Source organism: Corynebacterium tapiri (assembly GCF_006334925.1).
GTDB classification, from domain to species: Bacteria; Actinomycetota; Actinomycetes; order Mycobacteriales; family Mycobacteriaceae; genus Corynebacterium; species Corynebacterium tapiri.
Map to the genome: position 1 here is coordinate 141,211 of NZ_VDHJ01000001.1, position 20,348 is coordinate 161,558.

Sequence of the window (20,348 nt, forward strand, 5' to 3'; positions counted from 1 at the left end):
GGAGAAGAGCGGGCAATACAAGAAGTGGACCCCACCAGGGGTCCACTTCTTGTGCCGTGGGACGGCGGAGACTAACCGCGGTTGCGATCAGTATTTGCCATAGAGAGAACGTCGAGACGCTTGTCCAGCTCCTCCTCAGTGAGCTTCTCTCCATCTACGAAGCCGAGGTCGATGACAGCCTCGCGCACGGTGATGCGCTCGTTGAGGGCGTGCTTGGCAGCCTTGGCTGCGTTCTCGTAGCCAATCGCGGAGTTCAGCGGGGTCACGATCGAGGTGGAGGACTCGGCGTACTGCTTCATGCGCTCGGCATTGGCCTGGATGCCGTCGATGCAGTTTTCGGCAAGCACGCGGGCGGTGTTAGCCAGCAGGCGAGTGGACTCAAGAACGTTGCGCGCCATCATCGGGATGAACACGTTGAGCTCCAGGTGGCCCTGGGAGCCGCCGAAGGCAACGGCAGCGTCGTTGCCGATGACCTGTGCAGCGACCTGGGTGGCAGACTCCGGCAGAACCGGGTTGACCTTGCCCGGCATGATCGAGGAACCCGGCTGCAGGTCGGGGATGTGAATCTCGGCCAGGCCGGTGAGCGGGCCGGAACCCATCAGGCGGATGTCGTTAGCGATCTTGTACACCGACACGGCCACAGTGCGCATGGCGCCGGAGTACTCCACGAGCGCGTCGCGGGCAGCCTGCGCCTCGAAGTGATTCTGAGCCTCAGAGAGCTCGGAGATGCCGGTGAGCTTCTTCAGCTCTTCGGTTACCTTCGCGCCGAAGTCCGCGGAGGTGTTCAGGCCGGTGCCGGCTGCAGTGCCGCCGATGGCCAGCTCACCCAGGCGCGGCAGCGTCGCCTCGACGCGCTGGATGCCCAGCTCGATCTGGCGTGCGTATCCGCTGAACTCCTGGCCCAGCGTGACCGGGACAGCGTCCATGAGGTGAGTGCGGCCGGCCTTGACCACGTCGGAGAACTCCTCAGCCTTGCGGCTGAGGGTTTCGTGCAGAACCTTCAGACCCGGGATGAGGTCGTTGACCGCAGCCTCGGTAGCTGCGACATGCGTCGCGGTGGGGAAGGTGTCGTTAGAGGACTGGCCCATGTTTACGTGGTCGTTGGGGTGGACCTCAACGCCGTTGGCCTTTGCCAGGGATGCAATGACCTCGTTGGTGTTCATGTTCGACGAGGTGCCAGAACCGGTCTGGAACACGTCGATGGGGAACTGGTCGTCGTGCTTGTTGTCGCCGATCTCCTTGGCGGCGGCGATGATGGCGTCGGCCTTCTCGGCGTCCAGCGCGCCGGAGTCCTTGTTCACCTGCGCGCACGCGGCCTTGAGCAGGCCCAGTGCGCGAATCTGCGCAGCCTCGAGGCCGCGGCCGGAGATGGGGAAGTTGTTGACTGCGCGCTGAGTCTGTGCGCGCCACAGGGCCTGTGCCGGCACCTTAACCTCGCCCATCGTGTCATGCTCGATGCGGTATTCCTGATCAGTCACGAGTGAAGCCTTCCTGAAAAAGTTAAGCGTTGTTCTGGTCGCAATTTTAACGCCGGGCTAGTCCGACGGGTTGGTGTAGTCCACCACGGAGTACTGCTGGAGCTTGGACAGCTGATGGCGCGACTCGATGTAGCGCACCGTTCCTGACTTGGAACGCATCACCAGGGAGCGAGTGGTCGCACCCGAGGCACGGTAGGTCACTCCACGCAGCATGTCGCCATTGGTTACGCCCGTCGCGGCGAAGTAGGTGTTGTCGGAACGCACCAGGTCGTCGATGCCCAGCACTCGGCCGAGTTCGTGGCCGGCGTTGCGTGCCTTGGCTGCTTCTTCGTCGTTACGCGGAGCCAGCACACCCTGAATCTCGCCACCCATCGCCTTGAGCGCGCAGGCAGCGATGATGCCCTCTGGGGTGCCACCTACGCCCATGCACATGTCCACCGAGTTCATGCCGGCATCCTGAGCAGCTGCTACGGCACCGGCAACGTCACCATCGGAGATCAGGCGAACCTTGGCGCCTGCCTCGCGGATGTCGCGGATGAGATCGATGTGGCGAGGGCGGTCGAGCACCACGACGACGACCTCGGACGGGTCAATGCTCTTGGCCTTGGCCACCGCCTGAATGTTGTGCTTGACCGGGGCCTCAATATCGATGTGGCCGGCGGCCTCCGGGCCCACGGCAATCTTGTTCATATAGAACACTGCAGACGGGTCGTACATCGAACCGCGCTCAGCTGCAGCGATGACCGCGATGGCGTTCGGACGACCCTCGGCCATGAGGGTGGTGCCGTCCACCGGGTCTACGGCGATGTCGACCTCTGCGCCGATGCCGGTACCGACGCGCTCGCCATTGAACAGCATGGGGGCCTTGTCCTTCTCGCCCTCACCGATGACGACCACGCCGTTCATGTCCACGGAATTGATCAGGCTGCGCATGGCGTCGACAGCCGCGCCATCGCCCTTTTCCTTTTCACCACGGCCTACCCAGCGGCCCGAAGCCAGGGCTGCAGCCTCTGTAACTCGGACGAGCTCCATCGCTAGATTGCGATCAGGTTGTTCAACGGTTGACATGAGTCAGGGTCCTCCTAGAACGGACAATTCAACGCTTACATTGTGGCAGCGAAGCCCGTTTTCTGCCCCCGCGGGGGTAGAGGGCGCAAGCGTGTCATACTGATCGCCGTGGCTAGTGAGCAAAAACCCCGTATCTTCCAGGGCGGCAAGGACATGGTGATCTCTGCGGCGATCATCGTGTTGATGATGTTGTTGGTGGTCATCCCCACCGGCATGTGCTCGTTTAATCCTGGAGCCCCGGAAAATGGTCCCGTCCAGGAAGTCGATGCGCGGTCCTTCCTCGAGCTCGAGTCGCGCGCTGCCGACTTCCCCGTCGTCATCCCGGAGACCCCGGAAGGGTGGGTTCCCAACTCCGCCCGGCGCACCTCCGTGGATCGTAAGCCAGCCCCCGTGGTGGGTTACGTCACCGCTGATGAGGGATACCTGCAGCTCACCCAGACCGACGTGCCGCTGGAGAAGGCAGTAGAGGGAACCGACAACGAGCTGCGCGAACACACCTCTACCGAGGTCATCGACGGCACCGACGTGCAGATCTTTAGCTCCAAAGAGAAGGACGTGCGCGATATTTGGGCAGCGCAGCACGGTGAGACCACCTTCCTCATAACCGGTGCCGCTTCTGCAGAGGAGTTCAAGACCCTGATGAGTGCCGCCCTGCGGGGCTAGCCTGTAGGCCATGGCCTACTCCACCTTTAAGAACAACCCGGACAATTTCCTGCGCGAGGCGCTGTCCGGACTCATCACCGCCCACCCGTGCGCGCAGTGGAATCGCGCTGGGTTTGCTTCCCGTCCGGCAAAGGCAGGGCACGTCTCGGTGGTCTCCGGCGGCGGCTCGGGACATGAACCGCTGCACCTGGGATTCGTCGGCGAGGGCATGCTCACCGCCGCTGTTCCTGGAAACGTGTTCACCTCGCCCAACGCGGTGCAGATCGCCGAGGCGACGCGCGCGGTGGACGCCGGTAGCGGTGTCGTTCACGTGGTCAAGAACTACACCGGCGACATGATGAACTTCTCAGTGGCCGCGCGCCAGGTTGAGGCAGAGGTACGCACCGTCGTTGTGGCTGATGATGTGGCTACGGACTCCGCCGACGGCCCCGGTCGACGCGGCATCCTCGGCACGGTTCTCGTGGAAAAGATCGCAGGTGCGAGCGCCGGGCGCGGCGACGACGTCGACACCGTTGCCCGTATTGCGCAGGAAGCCGCTGATGCCACGCGCTCTATGTCGGTGGCCTTTGCCCCTGGGCATCTGCCCACCACTGGGGTGACCACCTTCGACCTTCCTGAGGGCAAGGCCGAGATGGGGGTGGGTATTCACGGCGAGCGCGGAGTCGAGCGCGCTGATGCCGCACAGGCCTCCGAGGTAGTGGCACGGCTGCTAGAGCGCCTCGTCACCCCGGATGCGCGCGAGGTTGTCCTTGCTGTGGGCGGTCTTGGTTCCACCACAACGCTAGAGACGGGACTGGTATTCAACGCGGCACTGCAGCAGCTCGCAGAGCGCGGGCTGGTGGTGCGCCGCGCCGTGCTCGGGGATCTGGTCACCGCAGTGGATATGCACGGGGTCAGCTTGAGCGTCATGGAGGCAACGGCGGAGCGCCTGGAGCTTCTCGACGCCCCCACCACCGCACCGGCCTGGCCCCACCTGGTCAAAGACCCAGAGCTGGTGGACGCCAGCATTGCCATCGATGACGAAATGCCGCATGACGGAGAGGTCAATGAGTGGCTCAGCGCCTTTGTCGAGCGTGTGCTCGGAGCGGTCGATGACCTGACGGCTTTAGACCGTCAGGCCGGTGATGGCGATTTTGGCCACAACATGCAAGCAGCGCTGGGCGGAATTGAGCTGCCCATTCGGGGTAGCGACAAGGATGTGGCACAGGCCCTGGCCCGCCGGTTCCTTGTTCGTGCGGGTGGTACGTCGGGTGCGGTTCTAGGAACGCTCTTCGACGAACTCTCGCGGGAGGATTCACGCTCCGTGGGATTACGCAACGCGGTAGAGGCCATCACCGAACTCGGCGGTGCGCGCGTGGGGGATAACACGCTTATCGATGCCCTCGCCCCCGCAGCGGATACCCAATCCAACGACCTCGATGTTCTCTATGAGGCTGCTGCACAAGGTGCTCGATCCACGCGTGACTTGGTGGCTTCTAAAGGCCGCGCTTCCTACGTCGGTGAGGCTTCCCAGGGTGTTATCGACCCCGGAGCGATCGTGGTGGCCTGGCTGTTTGGCGGCAGCGGTAACGTAGCGGAGTTCTAGTCCTCCTGCTTACCCACCACGGATTCCACCTTCTTGGCGGCTCCGGCCAGCAGGTCCTCACACCGCTTGGCCAGGGCCTCGCCTCGTTCCCAGTAGGCGAGGGACTCGTCCAAGCTCATCTGCCCGAGCTCGAGGATGCGCACCGTTTCCACGAGCTCATTGCGGGCTTGCTCGTAGTTCATCTCCTCCGGCGGGGTGAGGGCGTCATCCTTTAGCGTTCCTGTTCCGACGGTGTTCTCGCTCATGCTGTGCTCCTAAAAGTCTGAAAGGGTCTTACTTGGCGGGGGTGGTTGCGATGCTGGCGGCGGTGATGGATCCGTCGCCGACGCGAATGCGCAGCTGGGATCCCGGTGGCGCCTGATCGATGGAGGTCACCACCTCGGGATCGGTTCGGTCACGGGGCAGAACCTGGACCACGGAGTAACCGCGGGCCAGGGTGGCGGCTGGCCCAAGAGCCGAAACCTGGGCACGCAGGCCAGAAACTCGCGAGGACTCGGTATTAAGCACATAGTTGATGTCGCGGCGTAGCGACGTCCGTGCGCGCTCGACTTCTTCGCGCCCCTGGGTAATTGGGCGCAACGGGTCGGCCAGGGCAGGGCGGGAACGGATCTGTTCCAACTGCTGGCGCTCACGATGCACCCAGCCGTACAGCGCAGAGGACATGCGCTGGCGGCCTTCAGCTAGCAGCGCTAGCTCCTGCGCCGCATCCGGGACCACCCGCTTGGCGGCATCCGTAGGGGTCGCGGCGCGCACATCGGCCACATTGTCCAACACGGGGCTGTCGGGTTCGTGGCCAATGGCGGAGACGATCGGGGTATGAGCTGCAGCTACAGCCCTTTGCAGAGATTCTTCGGAAAAGGGCAGAAGATCTTCGACGGATCCACCACCTCTGGCGATGATGATGACATCCACGTTGGGGTGATCGTCGAGAAGCGAAATTGCCTTGACGATCTCCGGGACGGCCTTAGGTCCCTGAACTGCCGTATTGACGACCTCGAATTCGACCCCCGGCCACCGGTTACGAGCGACCTCGATGACGTCGCGCTCGGCGTGCGAGCCGCGTCCGGTGATGAGGCCAACGCGGGTGGGCAGGTAGGGCAGTGGCTTTTTACGGGCGGGGTCGAAAAGCCCCTCACGGGAGAGCTGGTTACGCAACGCCTCGATACGGGCGAGTAGCTCGCCGATGCCGACGTGTCGGATCTCCTCAACCGCCAGAGAGAGGCTGCCGCGGCCGGTATAGAACGAGGGCTTGCCCAGCACTACGACCCGGTCGCCGTCCTTAAGTGGCGTGGGCAGGGAGCGAATCAAGCTCGTGGGGCAGGTCAGCTGCAGCGACTTTTCTTCCTCCGGATCGCGCAGAGTGAGGTAGCTAAATCGCCAGGTCGACTTCACGTTGATCTGGGTCAGCTGGCCCTCCACCCACAGCATGCCAAGCCGATCGATCCATCCCTTGATGGACTCGTTGACCTTGCGGACAGGCCAGGCTGTCTCCACGGTGTTGGACGCTGCCACGATGTCGTACTCCTTATAAGTTTCCCAGCGCGAGCGGGGTGGGCGGATGCCAGTCTATTGTTTTAGACGGCACTTAGTTACGCTGGGTTCCATGGCTGAAGGCGAAAAGAAAGTCCTCCTGGCTGCTCCGCGCGGTTACTGCGCCGGCGTCGACCGAGCAGTGGAGACCGTAGAGCGAACCCTGGAAAAGTACGGCGAACCGATCTACGTGCGCAAAGAGATCGTGCACAACAAGTACGTGGTGGAGACGCTGTCGAAGAAGGGCGTGATTTTCGTCGACGAGGCCGACGAGGTGCCCGAGGGTGCGCACCTGGTTTTCTCCGCCCACGGTGTGTCTCCTGCCGTGCGCGATTTGGCAGATACCCGCAACCTCCAGACCATCGATGCCACCTGCCCGCTGGTGACCAAGGTGCACCGCGAGGCCACGCGTTTTGATCGGGACGGCTACCACATCCTGCTCGTTGGCCATGAGGGCCACGAGGAGGTCGAGGGCACTTCTGGTGAGGCCCCGAACGTGACCTACCTGGTCGACGGTGTGGAAAGCGTCGATAACCTGCCGGAGTCATTGCAGGACGAGAAGTTGGTGTGGCTGTCCCAGACCACGCTCTCGGTGGACGAGACCCTGGAGATCGTGGCCAAGCTGAAGAAGCGCTTCCCGCACCTGCAAGATCCGCCGTCCGATGACATCTGCTACGCCACCCAGAACCGACAGACCGCAGTGAAAAAGATCGCCGCCGATTGCGAGCTGGTGATTGTGGTGGGTTCCCAGAACTCGTCGAACTCCAAGCGCCTGGTCGAGGTCGCTTTGGATCACGGCTCGCAGGCCTCATACTTGGTGGATTACGCATCCCAAATCGATGAATCCTGGTTGGACGGCGTATCGACGGTCGGCGTGACCTCAGGCGCCTCCGTACCCGAGATCCTGGTTCGCGAGGTCGTGGACTACCTGGCCGAGCGTGGCTTCACCGACGTGGAGGAAGTAACCACCACGACCGAGACGATTAACTTTGCTCTGCCGCGCGATCTGCGTCCCCGCCGCGGGGATAAGGCCTAGAGCTGTCAAGGCAAAAGAAACTCCCTCTACCCGGCGAACAGAAAGCCTGGTAGGGGGAGCTTGTCTTTGCTAGCGCTCGTAGTGGTGGTGAGAACTGCGACGGGGTGGGCGCTGGCGAGGAGTTTCTTCCGCCTTGCGATTGCGAGAGAGCAGCTCTTCCACGGTGACCTGGTTTGTGCGGCGCCGTGCGTTGGCAGAAAGCGCGCGATTAGTGCGATCCGCGGCCGCGGTATGCGCACGACGTCGGGCCGCAGCTCGCTCTAGGCGGATCGAGCGGTTGCGCAGCAGCCGGTAGCGAACCACAGCGATGATGATGCACCCGATGGTGAGACCAGCGAGCCACGGAAAAAGCTGGGTGATCGGGAAGATTGCCGTGACGATGGTGGTCCGGGATAGCGGCTGCCCACCCTGGCGCTGGATGAGTGCCCATGAGGTGGCCACGGCGCCCAGCGCGAAAAACAGCGGGAAGCTAGCCACGGTGAGAAACAGGCCGCGCGCATTAACCGTCAAAGAAACCAGAAGCGCTACCACTCCGATGACCGTGCAGAAGAGCCAGCCCAGGTGCCCTATGAGCAGGCTGAGAAGCAGCGCGGTGATCGTTCCAGCGAGCAAACACCCCAGGGCCATCCCGGTGGGAAGGCCAGGCAAGCTCTTGTAGGGGCGGTTGCTGCGCGCGGTGGAAGTGGACACGGAGGGGAAGTTTAGTCGGTGAACCTTTCAAAATCCCCATTGCGTGCGGATGTGTCTGGCGCGTACTCCAGATCGACGGGGAGTGCTCGCGGTCGAACAGACACGGACTCGGGCGCTGGGGGCAACCCGCGAGGATCAGCGTTGATCTCTGCCAGCCGACGGGCAGTAACCAACACCCGAGAGTCCAAGGACCCCAGGGATGCGTTGAAGGACTCGACGGTCTTTTCCAGGTGGTGGCCGATGCGCGCATAGTGTTCGCCGAAAATCTTGAGGCGTTTTTGCAGCTGGCGCCCGAGGTGTTGGATTTCTCGGACTTGTTCGGTGATGTCTTCCTGGCGCCAGCCCAGAGCCACGGTGCGCAACAGGGCGAACAATGAAGACGGCGTGGCGACGACCACCCCGCGGGAGTACGCATAATCCAGCAACTCGGGGTCCACGCTGAGCGCGGCGTCCAGGAACGGGTCGGCGGGCACGAAGGCCACCACAAACTCTGGGGTGGGGTAGAACGCGGAGGTGTAGTCCTTGTGTGCCAAGTTGCCGATGTGGGTGCGCAGCAAGTGGGCATGGCGGCGCAGGAACGCGGCGTGTTCTTCGGGATCCTCCGTCTCCATCGCATCGAGGTAGGCAGAGAAAGGCGTTTTGGCGTCTACGACGATCTGTCGATTGCCGGCGAGATTTATGACCATGTCTGGCCGGACGACCTTATCCCCGAGCTTGGTGCTGACCTGGGAGGAAAAGTCACAGTGACGCTGCATGCCTCCGAGTTCCACAACGCGCTCGAGCTGCATTTCTCCCCAGCGGCCGCGCACGTTGGGGGAGCGCAGGGCGTTGACCAGCTTGTCGGTGCGGTCCGTCAAGCGATGCGAAGTCCGCGTCATTGCCTGGACCTGACTCACCAGGGACGCCTGAGTGGTGGCTTGTCCCTTTTCCAGCTGGGTGAGCTGGCCACCGAGCTGATTGACAGCATCGCGAATGGGGCCGAGCTGGGCAGAAACATCGGGGGCGGGTTCGGTGCGTTGACCACGCGCCAGCCAGCCGATGAGCACGCCCAGCACGAGTGCCAGGAATCCGGTGAGAAGGGGAGTCATGCCCCTACGGTCTCACACGGGGTGGGCGCGCTTATCGACGGGCTTCGAGCAAGCGTTCGATGAAGTCTCTCTTGGCGGGCTTTTTAGCTGGCTTCTCAGGGGCGTCGATAAGCGGTTCCCACTCACGCCACTGTGCGCGCAATCGCTTGCCCTGCTCGTCGCTGAGCCGACCGATCGCGCGACCTTCAGGCGTGGAGAAGTCGATTTCGTCGGAACGCTTCTCCCCGGCCTGCAGGGCGGTCATTTCGGACAGGTAGCGCAGCACCACGGCGATGACAGCGGCTACCGGCACGGCGAGGAAGGCGCCAGCCAGTCCGAAGAGTCCACCGCCGACGACGACGGAGACCAGCACGATCACCGGATGCAGGCTCATGGCGCGGGACTGCAAGAGGGGAGAGAGAATATTGCCCTCTAGCTGCTGTACCGCGATGACCACGGCCAGTGCCAGCAAGGCCTCGGTAACTCCGAGGGATACAAGTGCCACGATGACTGCAAGTGCGCCGGCGGCCACGGCACCCACGAGCGGGATGAAGCCGGCTAGGAACGTGATCACTGCCAGGGTGAAGGCCATGGGTACGCCGATGAAGTAGAGACCAATGCCGATGACGATGGCGTCGATGGCCGAGACAATTGCCTGCGCGCGGATGTATCCGCCGAGGGTTTCCCAGGAGCGGGTGAGCACCTCGGTGGCGTGCCATCCGGCACGGCGACCCATCACTCCGCGCAAGAAAGGCAGGAAGTGGTGGCCGTCCTTGAGGAAGAAAACGCTCAGCACCAGGATGGTGAAGAAAGTGATGATCCACGAGGTAGCCGTCGAGATGCCAGTGACCACCCCACCCGCGATGTCTCCGGCGCGCTGCTGGATCCAGGCGACGGCGTCATTAACCGCCTGAGTCAGGTCGCTGGAGTCCAGGTTCAGCGGCGGGCCCTGGGCCCACAGCTGTAGCCGCTGGATGCCCTCGAAAAGCTGGAGGTAGAGAACGCGCGACTGACCAATGATGTCCGGGGCGATGAACCACACCACCGCTCCGAGCACGCCAAAGAACGACAAGATCGACACGATGGCTGCGAACGCCGCGGGCAAGCCGATTCGGCGCAGCGCGGTCGCCATCGGGGCGAGAACAGTGCAGACAATCAGTGCGAGGATGAGTGGGAAGAGGCCGCCCCACAGCGTTCCCATCATCTGCCACAGCGCATAACCGGCCACGGCGATAATGATCAATCGCAGCGACCACATAGATAGATGTTTGAGCCAGTTACCGATAACGATCGAGCGGTCGATCTGGTCGTTGTCCGGATCCGCCAAGGCCAGCTTGGCCACGTCCTCTTCGTGGCTGGCGGCGGTCGAACCGCCTACCTGCTCGGGGTTAGCGGATACTTCCTGCTCCGTCTCTGTCGCCTGTGGCGAGTCCTCGTGTGGATTAGTCACGCATCCATAGTGCCGTAAAAACCTTATGGGTTACCATTGCGGGTTGTGAGCCTTACTCTTGGAATCGTCGGCCTGCCCAACGTGGGCAAGTCCACCCTGTTCAATGCCCTGACCCGTAACGATGTGCTGGCGGCCAACTACCCGTTTGCCACCATCGAGCCGAACGTTGGCCTCGTTGAGCTTCCGGATGCCCGCCTGACCCGCCTGGCGGAGATCTTCGGCTCCGAGCGCATCCTGCCGGCCACCGTCTCCTTCGTTGACATCGCCGGCATCGTCCGCGGTGCCTCCGAGGGCGAGGGCATGGGTAACGCCTTCCTGGCTAACATCCGTGAGGCAGACGCCATCTGCCAGGTCGTTCGTGCGTTTGGCGACGACAATGTGGTCCACGTGGACGGCAAGGTCGACCCCAGCGCGGACATCGCCACGATTAACGCCGAGCTGATCCTGGCCGACCTGCAGACTCTGGAAAAGGCCCTGCCGCGCCTGGAGAAGGAAGCGCGCAAGGACAAGGAGCTCGGTGCCGTTGTCGAGGAGGTGAAGAAGGCCCAGGCTATCCTGGAGGATGACCGCACCCTCTTCGGCAGCGACGCCGACCTTGGCCTACTGCGCGACCTCCACCTGATGACGGCCAAGCCCTTCCTCTACGTCTTCAACTCCGATGAGGCCGTGCTGACCGACGAAGCCAAGAAGGAGGAGCTGCGCCAGCTCGTTGCTCCGGCCGACTGCGTCTTCCTCGACGCGCAGACCGAAACCGAGCTCCTGGAGCTCGATGAAGAGGAGGCGCAGGAGCTGCTGGAGTCCGTGGGACAGACCGAGCCGGGCCTGCACTCCCTGGCGAAGGCTGGCTTTGCGACGCTCGGTCTGCAGACCTATCTGACGGCCGGGCCGAAGGAGTCGCGTGCCTGGACCATCCACCAGGGCGACACTGCTCCGCAGGCAGCCGGCGTGATCCACACCGACTTTGAGAAAGGCTTTATCAAGGCCGAGATCGTCTCGTTTGCCGACCTCGACGTCGCCGGCTCCATGGCCGAGGCCAAGGCCGCCGGCAAGGTGCGCCAGGAGGGCAAAGACTACGTCATGGCTGACGGCGACGTGGTGGAGTTCCGGTTTAACGTCTAATTTTCCGGGCCGAATAGCACGTCTAAAAGAAGGGGCATTCGTGAGGATGTCCCTTTTTCTGTGTGCGGGTGAGGGGAAGAGCATTGCTACGCTCAACGCATGGCCATTAACCCAAGCCGCCACATCAGCTGCGTCATTCACACTGACCCGAAACGCGTCTACGACTTCGCTTCGCGTCCGAAGAATTTGAGCCTGTGGGCTCATGGGCTTGCAGAGGACGAGGTCCGCTACGACGGCGATGACCTGGTGGTATCTTCGCCGATGGGGGAGGTGCGCGTCAGATTCGTGCCGAGCAACGACTTGGGAGTGATCGACCACGACGTCATTCTGCCCACGGGTGAAACCGTCACAAACCCCTTGCGCGTTATAGCTCACCCTAGCGGTGCTGAGGTGGTCTTTACTATCCGCCAGCGAGGCATGAGCGACGAAGACTTTGAGCGCGATTGTCGCGCAGTCCGGGAGGACTTGGGGCGCCTAAAGGCGATAATTGAGTCCTAGCGGAACTACCCCAAGTGCACGAACCGCACACCCTGGGCATGCAACGGCCCTAAGGCGGCAGCTACACCGGCTCCGGTGCCGGCGGAGGGCTGATTCATGTGCGCGATGAGGATTGCTCCATCGGGAGCGCTCATCAGGTTGGATGTCACCTGCTGCTGGGTAAACGTCGCGCCACCGTCCATGTTGGTGGCAAATCCCGCGATCCTCACGCCAATGCGGCGGCACATTTCAATGGCTACGTCGTCGTAGTGCGCCGTACCGGAGCGGAACCACGTGCAGTGGTTTCCGTACTCGGACTGCAGGAGGTCGCGGTTGCCCACTACTTCCTCAAGCGCTGCATCCAGCGACTCAGTGCCAGCAATGCCGTAGGCAGCTTGCCCGGTTACTGACAAGGGCTTGTGGCTGGTGCCGTGATTTTGAATAGAGAACAGCGGGTCAGCCACCAACTCTCGGGTGAGTTCAGGATTCGCCTTTACCCATCGCTGATTAATAAACAGGGTGGCGGGCGTCTGGGTAGACCGCAGGGCGTCGAGAAGCGTGTGATCGACCCCAGAACCGTGCGGTCCGCCGCAAGCATCGAACGTGAGTGCAAGAGTGCGCACGCCTGGGGTGGTGCGCACGTGCGTCTCGATCCCCGCGATGTCCAAACCCCACGCAGCGGGTGCTCGCCCGTGCAGATCCGCCACCATTTCCTGCGGCGTGGGTGGCGGCGGTGGAGGGGTCGGGCTTGTCGACGATTGCGGAGCATCAGGTGACGCCGGCGGCGCCGCCGTTTCTGCGGGTGTTTGTGAACCGCGGGAGACGCAGGCAGTCAGACCTGCACCAAGGCAGGTTCCGGCTGCGACGCCGAGCAGATGGCGACGACTTATTGGACGGGAATCTTTCTTAGACACTGAGGAGTCCTTTCAACTCCTTGAATTATGCGTGCAGCAAAAAAGACCGCCTAACCCCGGGTGGCCGCGGGGTGGCGGTCTTGTGCGGGCGTTTGAGACTTTAGCTCAACGGGGTGATGGCCTGACGCGGAGTGCTGGCTGCTCGGAAGAAGTAGGCGTAGGCGATCCAGGTGACGGACATTGCGAGCGGAATGGTCACCAGCCATAGCACCAGAGTGATAATACCGAGAATCGTCATGGCGAAAGTGATCAGTGCAAGCATGATGGCCAGTCCCAAAATGGGGAAGTAGTGGCGCTTGCCGATTGCGATCGATTCCTTCAATCCGCCCTGGAATCCATAGCCAGCGCTAGCGGCGTAAGGCCAGAAAGCGATGAATGGGTAAAGGAAGAACAGCGCGATCGTTAGCACAAACGACACTATCTGCAGGGCAATTAACTTGCTGGGGCCGGTGAAGGCAAGAGGGCCAGTAATCACGATGCTAAGAACTGTCAGCGTAAGAGACGCCAGCAGGGTGTCCTTGAAATGCGGCGGGCGGAAGGGCTCGCCGCCGTCGATCTTGCCGTTTGCGTCCACGATACGCACTGCTCCGTAGTAGGCGAATGGGTACAGAAGGCTAAAGAGCAGCGTGATTACTGTGGAGACTATGTTCAGCGTGGTTTGGTACTCCGCGGTGCCTACTTCCGCGGAATTTCCGCCGCTCTTCCACGCGAAGAAGAACCCGATCCCAAATATGATCAGGGAAAATGCCAGGACAAATCCCAAGACTGCGCCAATGCACAGCAGCTTGTTGCGTAGAGCTAGTTTGAATCCTGCTCCGATGGACTCGAAGACCTCCGGCTTGCGATGTACGGGTGGCGCGGCCGGGTACTGTCCAGGCTGCTCGGGATGGGACGGGTACTGGTCGTACACCGCAATCACGTCCTTTCGGGTGGGTCGTATGCCTAACCTAGGCTAGCGAGCGAGCTGGCTTCCTGAAAGGCATCTTCGCTTTCAATTTCCTAACAATTGGTTGGGGCTTAGTGCTCTCAGGGAGACCCCTGACAGTGCCGGCCCCGCGCACTCAGGGGCGACCCGGAAATATCCCCTAAGCAGGCATTTTGGCTGGACTTGTGTCTGTGAATTCACTAAAAATAGTGGCCATGAGCAACACCCCTACTAGGCTCGTCAGTCTCGATGTCATTCGCGGCTTTGCACTGAGCGGCATTCTTCTCACTAACGTATTTACGCTTTTGGGCGTCTTCGCAGGAGGGCAGACATCAGCGCACGTCTGGTTGAACCTGCTGATCCAGCAGCGCTTCTTCCCAGTCTTTTCATTCCTCTTCGGAATCAGCTTTGCGTTGGTTGTCCGATCAGCGCAGCGACGAGGTTTGGCTAACCCCCGTGGGGCGCTGGTGCGCCGTCTCGGTGCACTTCTGGTTTTGGGTCTGGTTCATACGGCCATCTATCCAGGAGAGGCTTTGCTCCCATATGCGATCTTCGGGTTCATCGTGCTGGTGCCGTTGACATTCCTCCCGGAACGACTACAGATTCCGGTACCGATCGTTTTGGGTGCCGTACTCTTGATTCTCGGCCTAGAGTCGGGCGGAATGGCGCTCATTCCTGGACTCTTCGCGCTCGGTTTTGGCTTGGCGCACACTAACTTCCTCGAGCTGTTGGAAGATAGCCCCCGATTTGGATTGCTGCTGACCGCCGTGGCCGCGGTAATCGCAGTCCCCATGATTATGTGGCAGATGAGGGATCCGCTCAATGCCGGCTTTTCCACATCTTCTGCGGTTGCAGGATTCTTTACGGCCGCTGCCTACATTGGCCTGATGGCCACGCTGCTGCATACTCCGTTGCGTCGCGCGCTGGTTGCCTTCTTCACTCCCTTGGGGCGAATGGCTCTGACCAACTATGTGAGCGCCACGATCGTTCTCTCCGCGATCGGAATTGTCATGCATCTGACCCATTTCTGGGTGGGTGCTAACCCCATCGCCATTCGATTCACGTTGTCGATGGATGACTTCATCAGCCTAAACAGCACGCAAACCATGATTGTGTGGCTCGGATGCATCGTCCTGCTGGGCATCCAGTGGGCAATCTCCACGATCTGGCTACGCAACTTCGGCCAGGGGCCCTTGGAGCGAGTGTGGCGTCGCATCACCTGGGGAAAGGCCACTTCTGCAAAGCACGCCCGCGCTTAGTAAGTCGAAGAGCGCGGGCGGGGCGGGGGCTTAGGCTGCGCCCGCGTTGTGTCCGACCGCGCGAATGCCGTCCAGCGACATGTGCAGCGGGATGTTGTAATTCATGCCAGCGTCGATGATGCCGGCCATCCACGGCTGCTCGCCGCAGATGCCATGGCCGCGAGTGACCGGCTTGGAGTCCACAAAGGTGGCGCCGGTCTCGCGAGCTGCATCAACAGCGGCCCACTGGACCGCGTTCTCAATGTCGGTGACCACCTGAGCCGGTACCGGAGCGGAGCTGCCCGGAGCCAGGCGCATCGGGCACACGGAGCCGTTGGGGGCGATCTCTGGGTAGCCCACGACCTTGACTTCAGCGTTCGGAGCGAAGTGGCGCGCGGTATTGACTGCGTCCACGATCGCACCCTTGAGTGCGTTCTGGGCATCGGGCAGGGAACCGCCGTTAAGCACCTTTGGCCAGACGTCGTTGGCGCCGGCGAAGAGCACGACCTCGCGAGTAGAGGGGTTGAGATCACCCTGCGCAGCGGCGCGGCCCAGCAGGTCCTTTACGTGCTGCCCACCGGTGAGGTACGAAGCGCCGGGGCAGGAGTAATCCGAGGTGGGCATGCCAGCTGCAGCCCCGAAGTTGCGGGGGAATTCCCCATCAGCACCGCAACCTGCGTTGTTGGTGCGTGCACCCGGTACAGAGGACCCCTTGCCACCGAAGTAGTCCACAAAGGTGGGATTGGCGGGGATCGAATCGCCCACTACGACTGCACCATGCGAGGCGGCCGAGGCTAGGGGAGCAGCAGCGACACCGGTGGCCACCATTGCGGAGGCGGCGAGAACCGCAAGAGTGCGGGGCAGACGAGACATACGTTTCCTCTTCTATCGGGGGTTGGGGAAGCACGGCAGACAGTCACAGTACTTTGTGAGAGTCTAATGGTTTTAACGTCGGACGTCACTGTGATGTTAGCCCCCCAAATCAACTTTTTGGTTGATGGGAAACTTTTTCGATCCACGTAGGGTTAGGGCAACCTAACCTAAGTTGATCTCAAGGGGTGTGTGACTATGGAATACTCGCTCGCGCGGGCCCTCAAAGAAAGCACTGCTCAGGCTCACGAAGAAGCCGAACAGTCCACGTTCATGTCTGATCTCGTTTCCGGGGGCGCGTGCCTGGGCTCCTGGTCCGCGCTCGCCCAGCAGCTGCTTCCGGTGTATACCGCGATGGAGCAGCGCCTCGACGAGCTCGCCGCCAGTCCGCTGGTGCAGGCAGTAGATGATCCCGCTTTGCGACGTCTCTTCGCACTCCAGCAAGACGTAACCCAACTTGATGGATCCGTACCAGTCCTCCCCGCTACCCAGGAGTATGTCCGCGCCCTGGAAGTAGCCACGGACGCAGAGCTGGTAGGCCATCACTATGTTCGCTACCTCGGCGACCTCTCTGGTGGCCAGATCATTGCCACCATGCTCAAGCGCCACTACGGCGCCACCGACGAGGTGTTGAACTTCTACCGGTTTGCTGACATTCCTAAGCCCAAAGTGTTCAAAGACGCCTACCGCGACCGCCTGGATGCGCTGGAACTTTCCGCTTCCCAGCGCGACGCGATCCTGCACGCCGCCGCAGACGGGTTCCGCTTTAACCAAGCAGTATTTGCCCAACTAGATGGATCCGCCGGTCAGGCACATGTGCTTGCCGGTGTAAAGATGTAAGCCTATGGATGAATTGGTTAACGGCTATCCCTTCTGGGCTGCCTGGGGTCTGCTCTTTGTAGTCGGATTCCTCCGTGGCCAGGCCACCTATGGCTTGGCGCGGCTGGCCGTGGGAAGCGCGGTCGGGCGCAAGTCCCAGGGGCCGAAGTGGTGGCAGCGCACCGCAGAATGGCTCCAAGCCGAGGGGAACTCGCGCGGCCGACAGATTCTCCATCGAGTCGGACCGCTGGCGGTCTCACTGTGTTACCTCACCGTGGGCTTGCAAACAGCGATCTTGGTCGCAGCCGGGCTGACAATGATGCGCTACAGCGTTTTCACCATTGCTCAACTGCCTGGTGTGGCAGCGTGGGCCACTATCTACAGCACAATCGGATTTGCTGCGTGGGCCGCGTTGATTTCTGCGATGGCGGGGCAGTGGTGGCCACTGCTCGCCATCATCTTCGTGGTGCTGGTCGCAGCGCTGACCATCCGCTGGTGGCGCCGCACCCGCGGGCCTGCCAAGGAGGAGTTAACGCTCTAGCTGGGGGCCGGGCGCGAGCCGGATTGGCCCCTTGGCAGCGGACGCATCCACTACCTCGCCCTTCTGCTGGACCTCAATGAGTGACTCTGCGGCAAGTTCGGCTGCTACTTCCCGGGCCATGTCCATAAGTGGGCGGAAGCCGTCATCCCCGCCCACCACTCGGGCTGCCTCGGACGGGCAGATCGTTTTGGGATTCCGGTGGCGTAGCAGCGTCAGAATTGCTGCTCTCAACCGGGTGCGTTGCCCATCTGGGGTGGCCTCCCACCACGGTTCCCCGCGCTCGCCAAGGGCAAACTTGGCATCATTGACCAGGAAGCGGGCCTCATCCCCGCGGTCCTTGACAGCTCGACGTGCCCGCATGAGTTCTTTGACGAGCTGCGAATTCAGGCTCTGAGGAATGTCTGGGTCGCTCGCACGCCATCGACGCCCATTGACCACGATGTAACGACCATCAGGGGTGCGTTCGGTCATTTAGACCTCCACCGCCTGGTCGGGTTCGAGTGGTAGATAGGCGACTCCATACTCATCGGCCAATGCCTGGAGCAATCCCCGCCGAAGCTTCCTGCCGTTCCCATTATCAATGCCATCGTGGACGCCCACGAAAGTCCGAGGAAGGTTGGCCTGCAGAAAGTCCTCCACGTCCGTCATGCGAAGCCACGGGGCGCTAACGGGAACGCACGTCAGCTCCATGCCCGGCAGCGCGGGAAAAGCGTCGCCGGGGTGGAAAATGCGCTCGTCGAAGATGAACCCAAAGTTGGGCGGCAAGGCTTTGGAGCTCGTTACGGTTGCGTGAGGATGCTCCACAACCCGCACGGAGATGCTGCCAACCGCGAAAGTCATGCCGTCAGAAACCGTGGTAAACGGCACAGAGGTGAGCTCAGAGAGGTCTGTTGGTCCATAAACCTGCAGCTCGGGGTTGTCCTCGCAAGCCTTGGCCAGGGCATCGGCATCGATGTGATCTGGGTGAGTGTGCGTGATCAGCACAGCATCGACTGAGCTCAGATTTTCGGGAGGCCCAAAGGAGCCCGGGTCAATCACGATGGTGTCTGTTCCCTGGGAAATCTCAATGCAGGAATGAAAACGGCGGGTGAGCTTCATGCCTGCCAGCATAGATATTCAGCTAGGCGCGGTGGCCGGTTGCGGGAATTCCATCGCGGTAGGCCCGATAGGTTCTGCCGGCAAGCAGCAGCCAGCACGCCACAGCTGTGGCAGCCAGGACCATGGGGATCCATTCGCGCAACAAGTACGAGGACACGGTGGCGCAGATGAACGCAAGGAGGTTAGCCAGGACGTCGTAAAGCGGAGCTAGAAAGCGTCGATTGACCACGTGCGCAGCGGCGATGAACACACCGCAACCGAAGGTTGTCGCGAGTAAGAGGCTGAGCATGAAAGAGAATGCTAATGGTCAACGTAGAATCGTGCTCATGCGTTTTTTCAACGATTCCCGGCCCGCCTACGACCTGACCTATGACGACGTCTTTATGACCCCGTCGTTGTCGACCGTGGGCTCTCGCATGGCCGTTGATCTGCACACTAGCGACGGAACCGGAACGACGATTCCGCTGGTCGTTGCCAACATGACCGCAGTGGCTGGTCGCCGCATGGCAGAAACGGTGGCACGCCGTGGCGGCATCACCATCATCCCGCAGGACGTGCCCGCGGAGATCGTGGCCGAGACCATCGCGAAGGTCAAGAGCTCCCACCTGATGTACGACACCCCGATCACCGTCAAGCCTCACCACACCGCCGGTTATGCGCGTCACCTGCTGCACAAGCGCGCGCATGGCGCAGCGATCGTGGTGAACCCAGAGAATGATCGCCCGGTAGGCATGATCTCTGATAAGGACCTGACCAGCGTGGACAACTTCGCTCAGGTCAGCGAGCTCATGTCTACCGAGCTGACCACCCTGCCGGCAGGGCTCGAACCTAAGGAAGCCTTCGAACGGCTGACCAAGGCCTCGCGCAAGCTGGCCCCGGTGGTGGATGAAGACGGCACGCTGCTGGGCATTCTCACCCGCGCCGGTGCGCTGCGCTCGAGCCTGTACACCCCGGCGGTCGACGCTGAAAACCGCCTGCGCGTCGGCGCCGCCATCGGCATCAACGGCGACGTCGAGGGACGTGCCCGCACCCTTGTGGAGGCCGGGGCAGACGTGCTGGTTATTGACACCGCCCACGGTCACCAGGCCGCGATGATCGACGCCCTCAAGCGTGTGCGTGCTCTGGAGCTCGGTGTCCCGATTGTCGCGGGCAACATCGTCACCCGAGAAGGCGTGCGCGAGCTCATCGAAGCTGGCGCAGACATCATCAAGGTCGGCGTGGGACCTGGCGCAATGTGCACCACCCGTATGCAGACCGGCGTGGGCCGTCCGCAGTTCTCCGCGGTTCTGGAGTGCGCCGATGAAGCCAAAAAGCTGGGCAAGCACGTGTGGGCCGACGGAGGTGTGCGCCACCCGCGCGACGTGGCCCTGGCTCTGGCAGCCGGTGCCTCCAACGTCATGATCGGTTCCTGGTTCGCCGGCACCTACGAGTCACCCGGTGACCTCATGCGCGATAGCGACGGACGCGAGTACAAGGAATCCTTTGGCATGGCATCGCACCGCGCGGTTGAGTCGCGCAACTCGGCTACCGAGGCCTTTGAAAAGGCGCGCCGGGAGATGTTCGAGGAGGGCATCTCCAGCGCCAAGATTTACCTTCAGCCGGGCCGCGGGGGAGTGGAGGACCTCATCGACTCCATCGTGTCGGGCGTGCGTTCTTCCTTCACCTACGCCGGAGCTGGTTCCATCGCGGAGTTCGCTGAGCGAGCCGTGGTAGGCGTTCAGTCAGCCGCCGGCTATGCGGAGGGTAAGCCTCGCGCGACGCGTTAGGCCTCTTATGCTGG

Annotated in this window: 22 protein-coding genes; 9 read left to right on the forward strand and 13 right to left on the reverse strand. The window is 62.0% G+C overall.

All coding sequences use genetic code 11. From position 1 onward, the window contains the following. Window positions 1-71: 71 nt before the first annotated feature. Window positions 72-1,478, reverse strand: a complete 1,407-nt coding sequence (locus FHE74_RS00735; RefSeq protein WP_139464504.1) for a class II fumarate hydratase — start codon at window positions 1,476-1,478, stop codon at window positions 72-74. A gap of 57 nt (window positions 1,479-1,535) precedes the next feature. Then, a complete protein-coding gene (gene glpX, locus FHE74_RS00740) occupies window positions 1,536-2,546 on the reverse strand; it encodes a class II fructose-bisphosphatase (protein WP_139464505.1) in 1,011 nt (336 codons plus the stop codon). Between the two features lie 108 nt (window positions 2,547-2,654). Between glpX and FHE74_RS00745 the strand changes: the two genes are divergently transcribed. Then, window positions 2,655-3,209, forward strand: a complete 555-nt coding sequence (locus tag FHE74_RS00745; protein ID WP_139464506.1) for a DUF4245 domain-containing protein — start codon at window positions 2,655-2,657, stop codon at window positions 3,207-3,209. Window positions 3,210-3,219: 10 nt separating this feature from the next. Then, a complete protein-coding gene (locus FHE74_RS00750; RefSeq protein WP_139464507.1) occupies window positions 3,220-4,794 on the forward strand; it encodes a dihydroxyacetone kinase family protein in 1,575 nt (524 codons plus the stop codon). On the opposite strand, the gene FHE74_RS00755 is transcribed toward FHE74_RS00750, so the two are convergent. After that, window positions 4,791-5,039, reverse strand: a complete 249-nt coding sequence (locus FHE74_RS00755; protein WP_139464508.1) for an exodeoxyribonuclease VII small subunit — start codon at window positions 5,037-5,039, stop codon at window positions 4,791-4,793. The genes FHE74_RS00750 and FHE74_RS00755 overlap by 4 nt on opposite strands. A gap of 28 nt (window positions 5,040-5,067) precedes the next feature. Further along, on the reverse strand, window positions 5,068-6,306 hold the full coding sequence (xseA, locus tag FHE74_RS00760) for an exodeoxyribonuclease VII large subunit (protein ID WP_425456304.1): 1,239 nt from the start codon (window positions 6,304-6,306) through the stop codon (window positions 5,068-5,070). Window positions 6,307-6,397: 91 nt separating this feature from the next. On the opposite strand from xseA, the gene FHE74_RS00765 reads away from it, so the two are divergent. Further along, on the forward strand, window positions 6,398-7,360 hold the full coding sequence (locus tag FHE74_RS00765) for a 4-hydroxy-3-methylbut-2-enyl diphosphate reductase (protein ID WP_139464510.1): 963 nt from the start codon (window positions 6,398-6,400) through the stop codon (window positions 7,358-7,360). Window positions 7,361-7,429: 69 nt separating this feature from the next. On the opposite strand, the gene FHE74_RS00770 is transcribed toward FHE74_RS00765, so the two are convergent. Genes FHE74_RS00770 through FHE74_RS00780 form a run of 3 tightly spaced genes read right to left on the reverse strand, consistent with a single transcriptional unit; the run spans window position 7,430 to window position 10,567 of the window. Further along, a complete protein-coding gene (locus FHE74_RS00770; protein WP_139464511.1) occupies window positions 7,430-8,050 on the reverse strand; it encodes a DUF6542 domain-containing protein in 621 nt (206 codons plus the stop codon). A gap of 11 nt (window positions 8,051-8,061) precedes the next feature. Beyond that, a complete protein-coding gene (locus tag FHE74_RS00775) occupies window positions 8,062-9,138 on the reverse strand; it encodes a DNA recombination protein RmuC (RefSeq protein WP_139464512.1) in 1,077 nt (358 codons plus the stop codon). Between the two features lie 31 nt (window positions 9,139-9,169). Further along, entirely contained in the window at window positions 9,170-10,567 is a 1,398-nt protein-coding gene (locus FHE74_RS00780) for an AI-2E family transporter (protein WP_425456306.1), read from the reverse strand. Window positions 10,568-10,612: 45 nt separating this feature from the next. Here FHE74_RS00780 and ychF point away from each other — a divergent pair, with 45 nt between their 5' ends. Next, entirely contained in the window at window positions 10,613-11,686 is a 1,074-nt protein-coding gene (gene ychF / locus FHE74_RS00785) for a redox-regulated ATPase YchF (protein WP_139464513.1), read from the forward strand. Window positions 11,687-11,785: 99 nt separating this feature from the next. Next, entirely contained in the window at window positions 11,786-12,184 is a 399-nt protein-coding gene (locus tag FHE74_RS00790; RefSeq protein ID WP_180339633.1) for an SRPBCC family protein, read from the forward strand. A 5-nt stretch (window positions 12,185-12,189) separates the two neighbouring features. On the opposite strand, the gene FHE74_RS00795 is transcribed toward FHE74_RS00790, so the two are convergent. Further along, complete coding sequence (locus FHE74_RS00795) at window positions 12,190-13,077, reverse strand: polysaccharide deacetylase family protein (protein ID WP_246049081.1); 888 nt, start codon at window positions 13,075-13,077, stop codon at window positions 12,190-12,192. A 100-nt stretch (window positions 13,078-13,177) separates the two neighbouring features. Beyond that, window positions 13,178-13,996: a hypothetical protein gene (locus FHE74_RS00800; protein ID WP_139464514.1), complete on the reverse strand. Its 819-nt coding sequence runs from the start codon at window positions 13,994-13,996 to the stop codon at window positions 13,178-13,180. 221 nt (window positions 13,997-14,217) lie between these two features. Here FHE74_RS00800 and FHE74_RS00805 point away from each other — a divergent pair, with 221 nt between their 5' ends. Then, window positions 14,218-15,261, forward strand: a complete 1,044-nt coding sequence (locus FHE74_RS00805; protein ID WP_139464515.1) for a DUF418 domain-containing protein — start codon at window positions 14,218-14,220, stop codon at window positions 15,259-15,261. 30 nt (window positions 15,262-15,291) lie between these two features. On the opposite strand, the gene FHE74_RS00810 is transcribed toward FHE74_RS00805, so the two are convergent. Then, window positions 15,292-16,113, reverse strand: a complete 822-nt coding sequence (locus FHE74_RS00810) for a GDSL-type esterase/lipase family protein (RefSeq protein WP_139464516.1) — start codon at window positions 16,111-16,113, stop codon at window positions 15,292-15,294. Window positions 16,114-16,308: 195 nt separating this feature from the next. On the opposite strand from FHE74_RS00810, the gene FHE74_RS00815 reads away from it, so the two are divergent. Both FHE74_RS00815 and FHE74_RS00820 read left to right on the forward strand, forming a co-directional pair. Further along, the gene (locus FHE74_RS00815) at window positions 16,309-16,950 is read left to right on the forward strand and encodes a biliverdin-producing heme oxygenase (protein WP_139464517.1); all 642 of its coding nucleotides are present in this window, start codon (window positions 16,309-16,311) and stop codon (window positions 16,948-16,950) included. 4 nt (window positions 16,951-16,954) lie between these two features. Beyond that, entirely contained in the window at window positions 16,955-17,470 is a 516-nt protein-coding gene (locus FHE74_RS00820; protein ID WP_180339634.1) for a DedA family protein, read from the forward strand. Here the strand turns inward: FHE74_RS00820 and FHE74_RS00825 are convergent. From FHE74_RS00825 to FHE74_RS00835, 3 genes are read right to left on the reverse strand one after another with little or no spacing between them, the layout of a single operon-like run. After that, complete coding sequence (locus FHE74_RS00825; RefSeq protein WP_139464518.1) at window positions 17,459-17,941, reverse strand: DUF3253 domain-containing protein; 483 nt, start codon at window positions 17,939-17,941, stop codon at window positions 17,459-17,461. The genes FHE74_RS00820 and FHE74_RS00825 overlap by 12 nt on opposite strands. Next, window positions 17,942-18,568: an MBL fold metallo-hydrolase gene (locus FHE74_RS00830; protein ID WP_139464519.1), complete on the reverse strand. Its 627-nt coding sequence runs from the start codon at window positions 18,566-18,568 to the stop codon at window positions 17,942-17,944. A gap of 22 nt (window positions 18,569-18,590) precedes the next feature. Next, window positions 18,591-18,857, reverse strand: coding sequence for a hypothetical protein (locus tag FHE74_RS00835; protein WP_139464520.1), 267 nt, complete (start codon window positions 18,855-18,857; stop codon window positions 18,591-18,593). A gap of 37 nt (window positions 18,858-18,894) precedes the next feature. Here FHE74_RS00835 and FHE74_RS00840 point away from each other — a divergent pair, with 37 nt between their 5' ends. Then, the gene (locus tag FHE74_RS00840) at window positions 18,895-20,334 is read left to right on the forward strand and encodes a GuaB1 family IMP dehydrogenase-related protein (protein ID WP_139464521.1); all 1,440 of its coding nucleotides are present in this window, start codon (window positions 18,895-18,897) and stop codon (window positions 20,332-20,334) included. Window positions 20,335-20,348 lie beyond the last annotated feature (14 nt).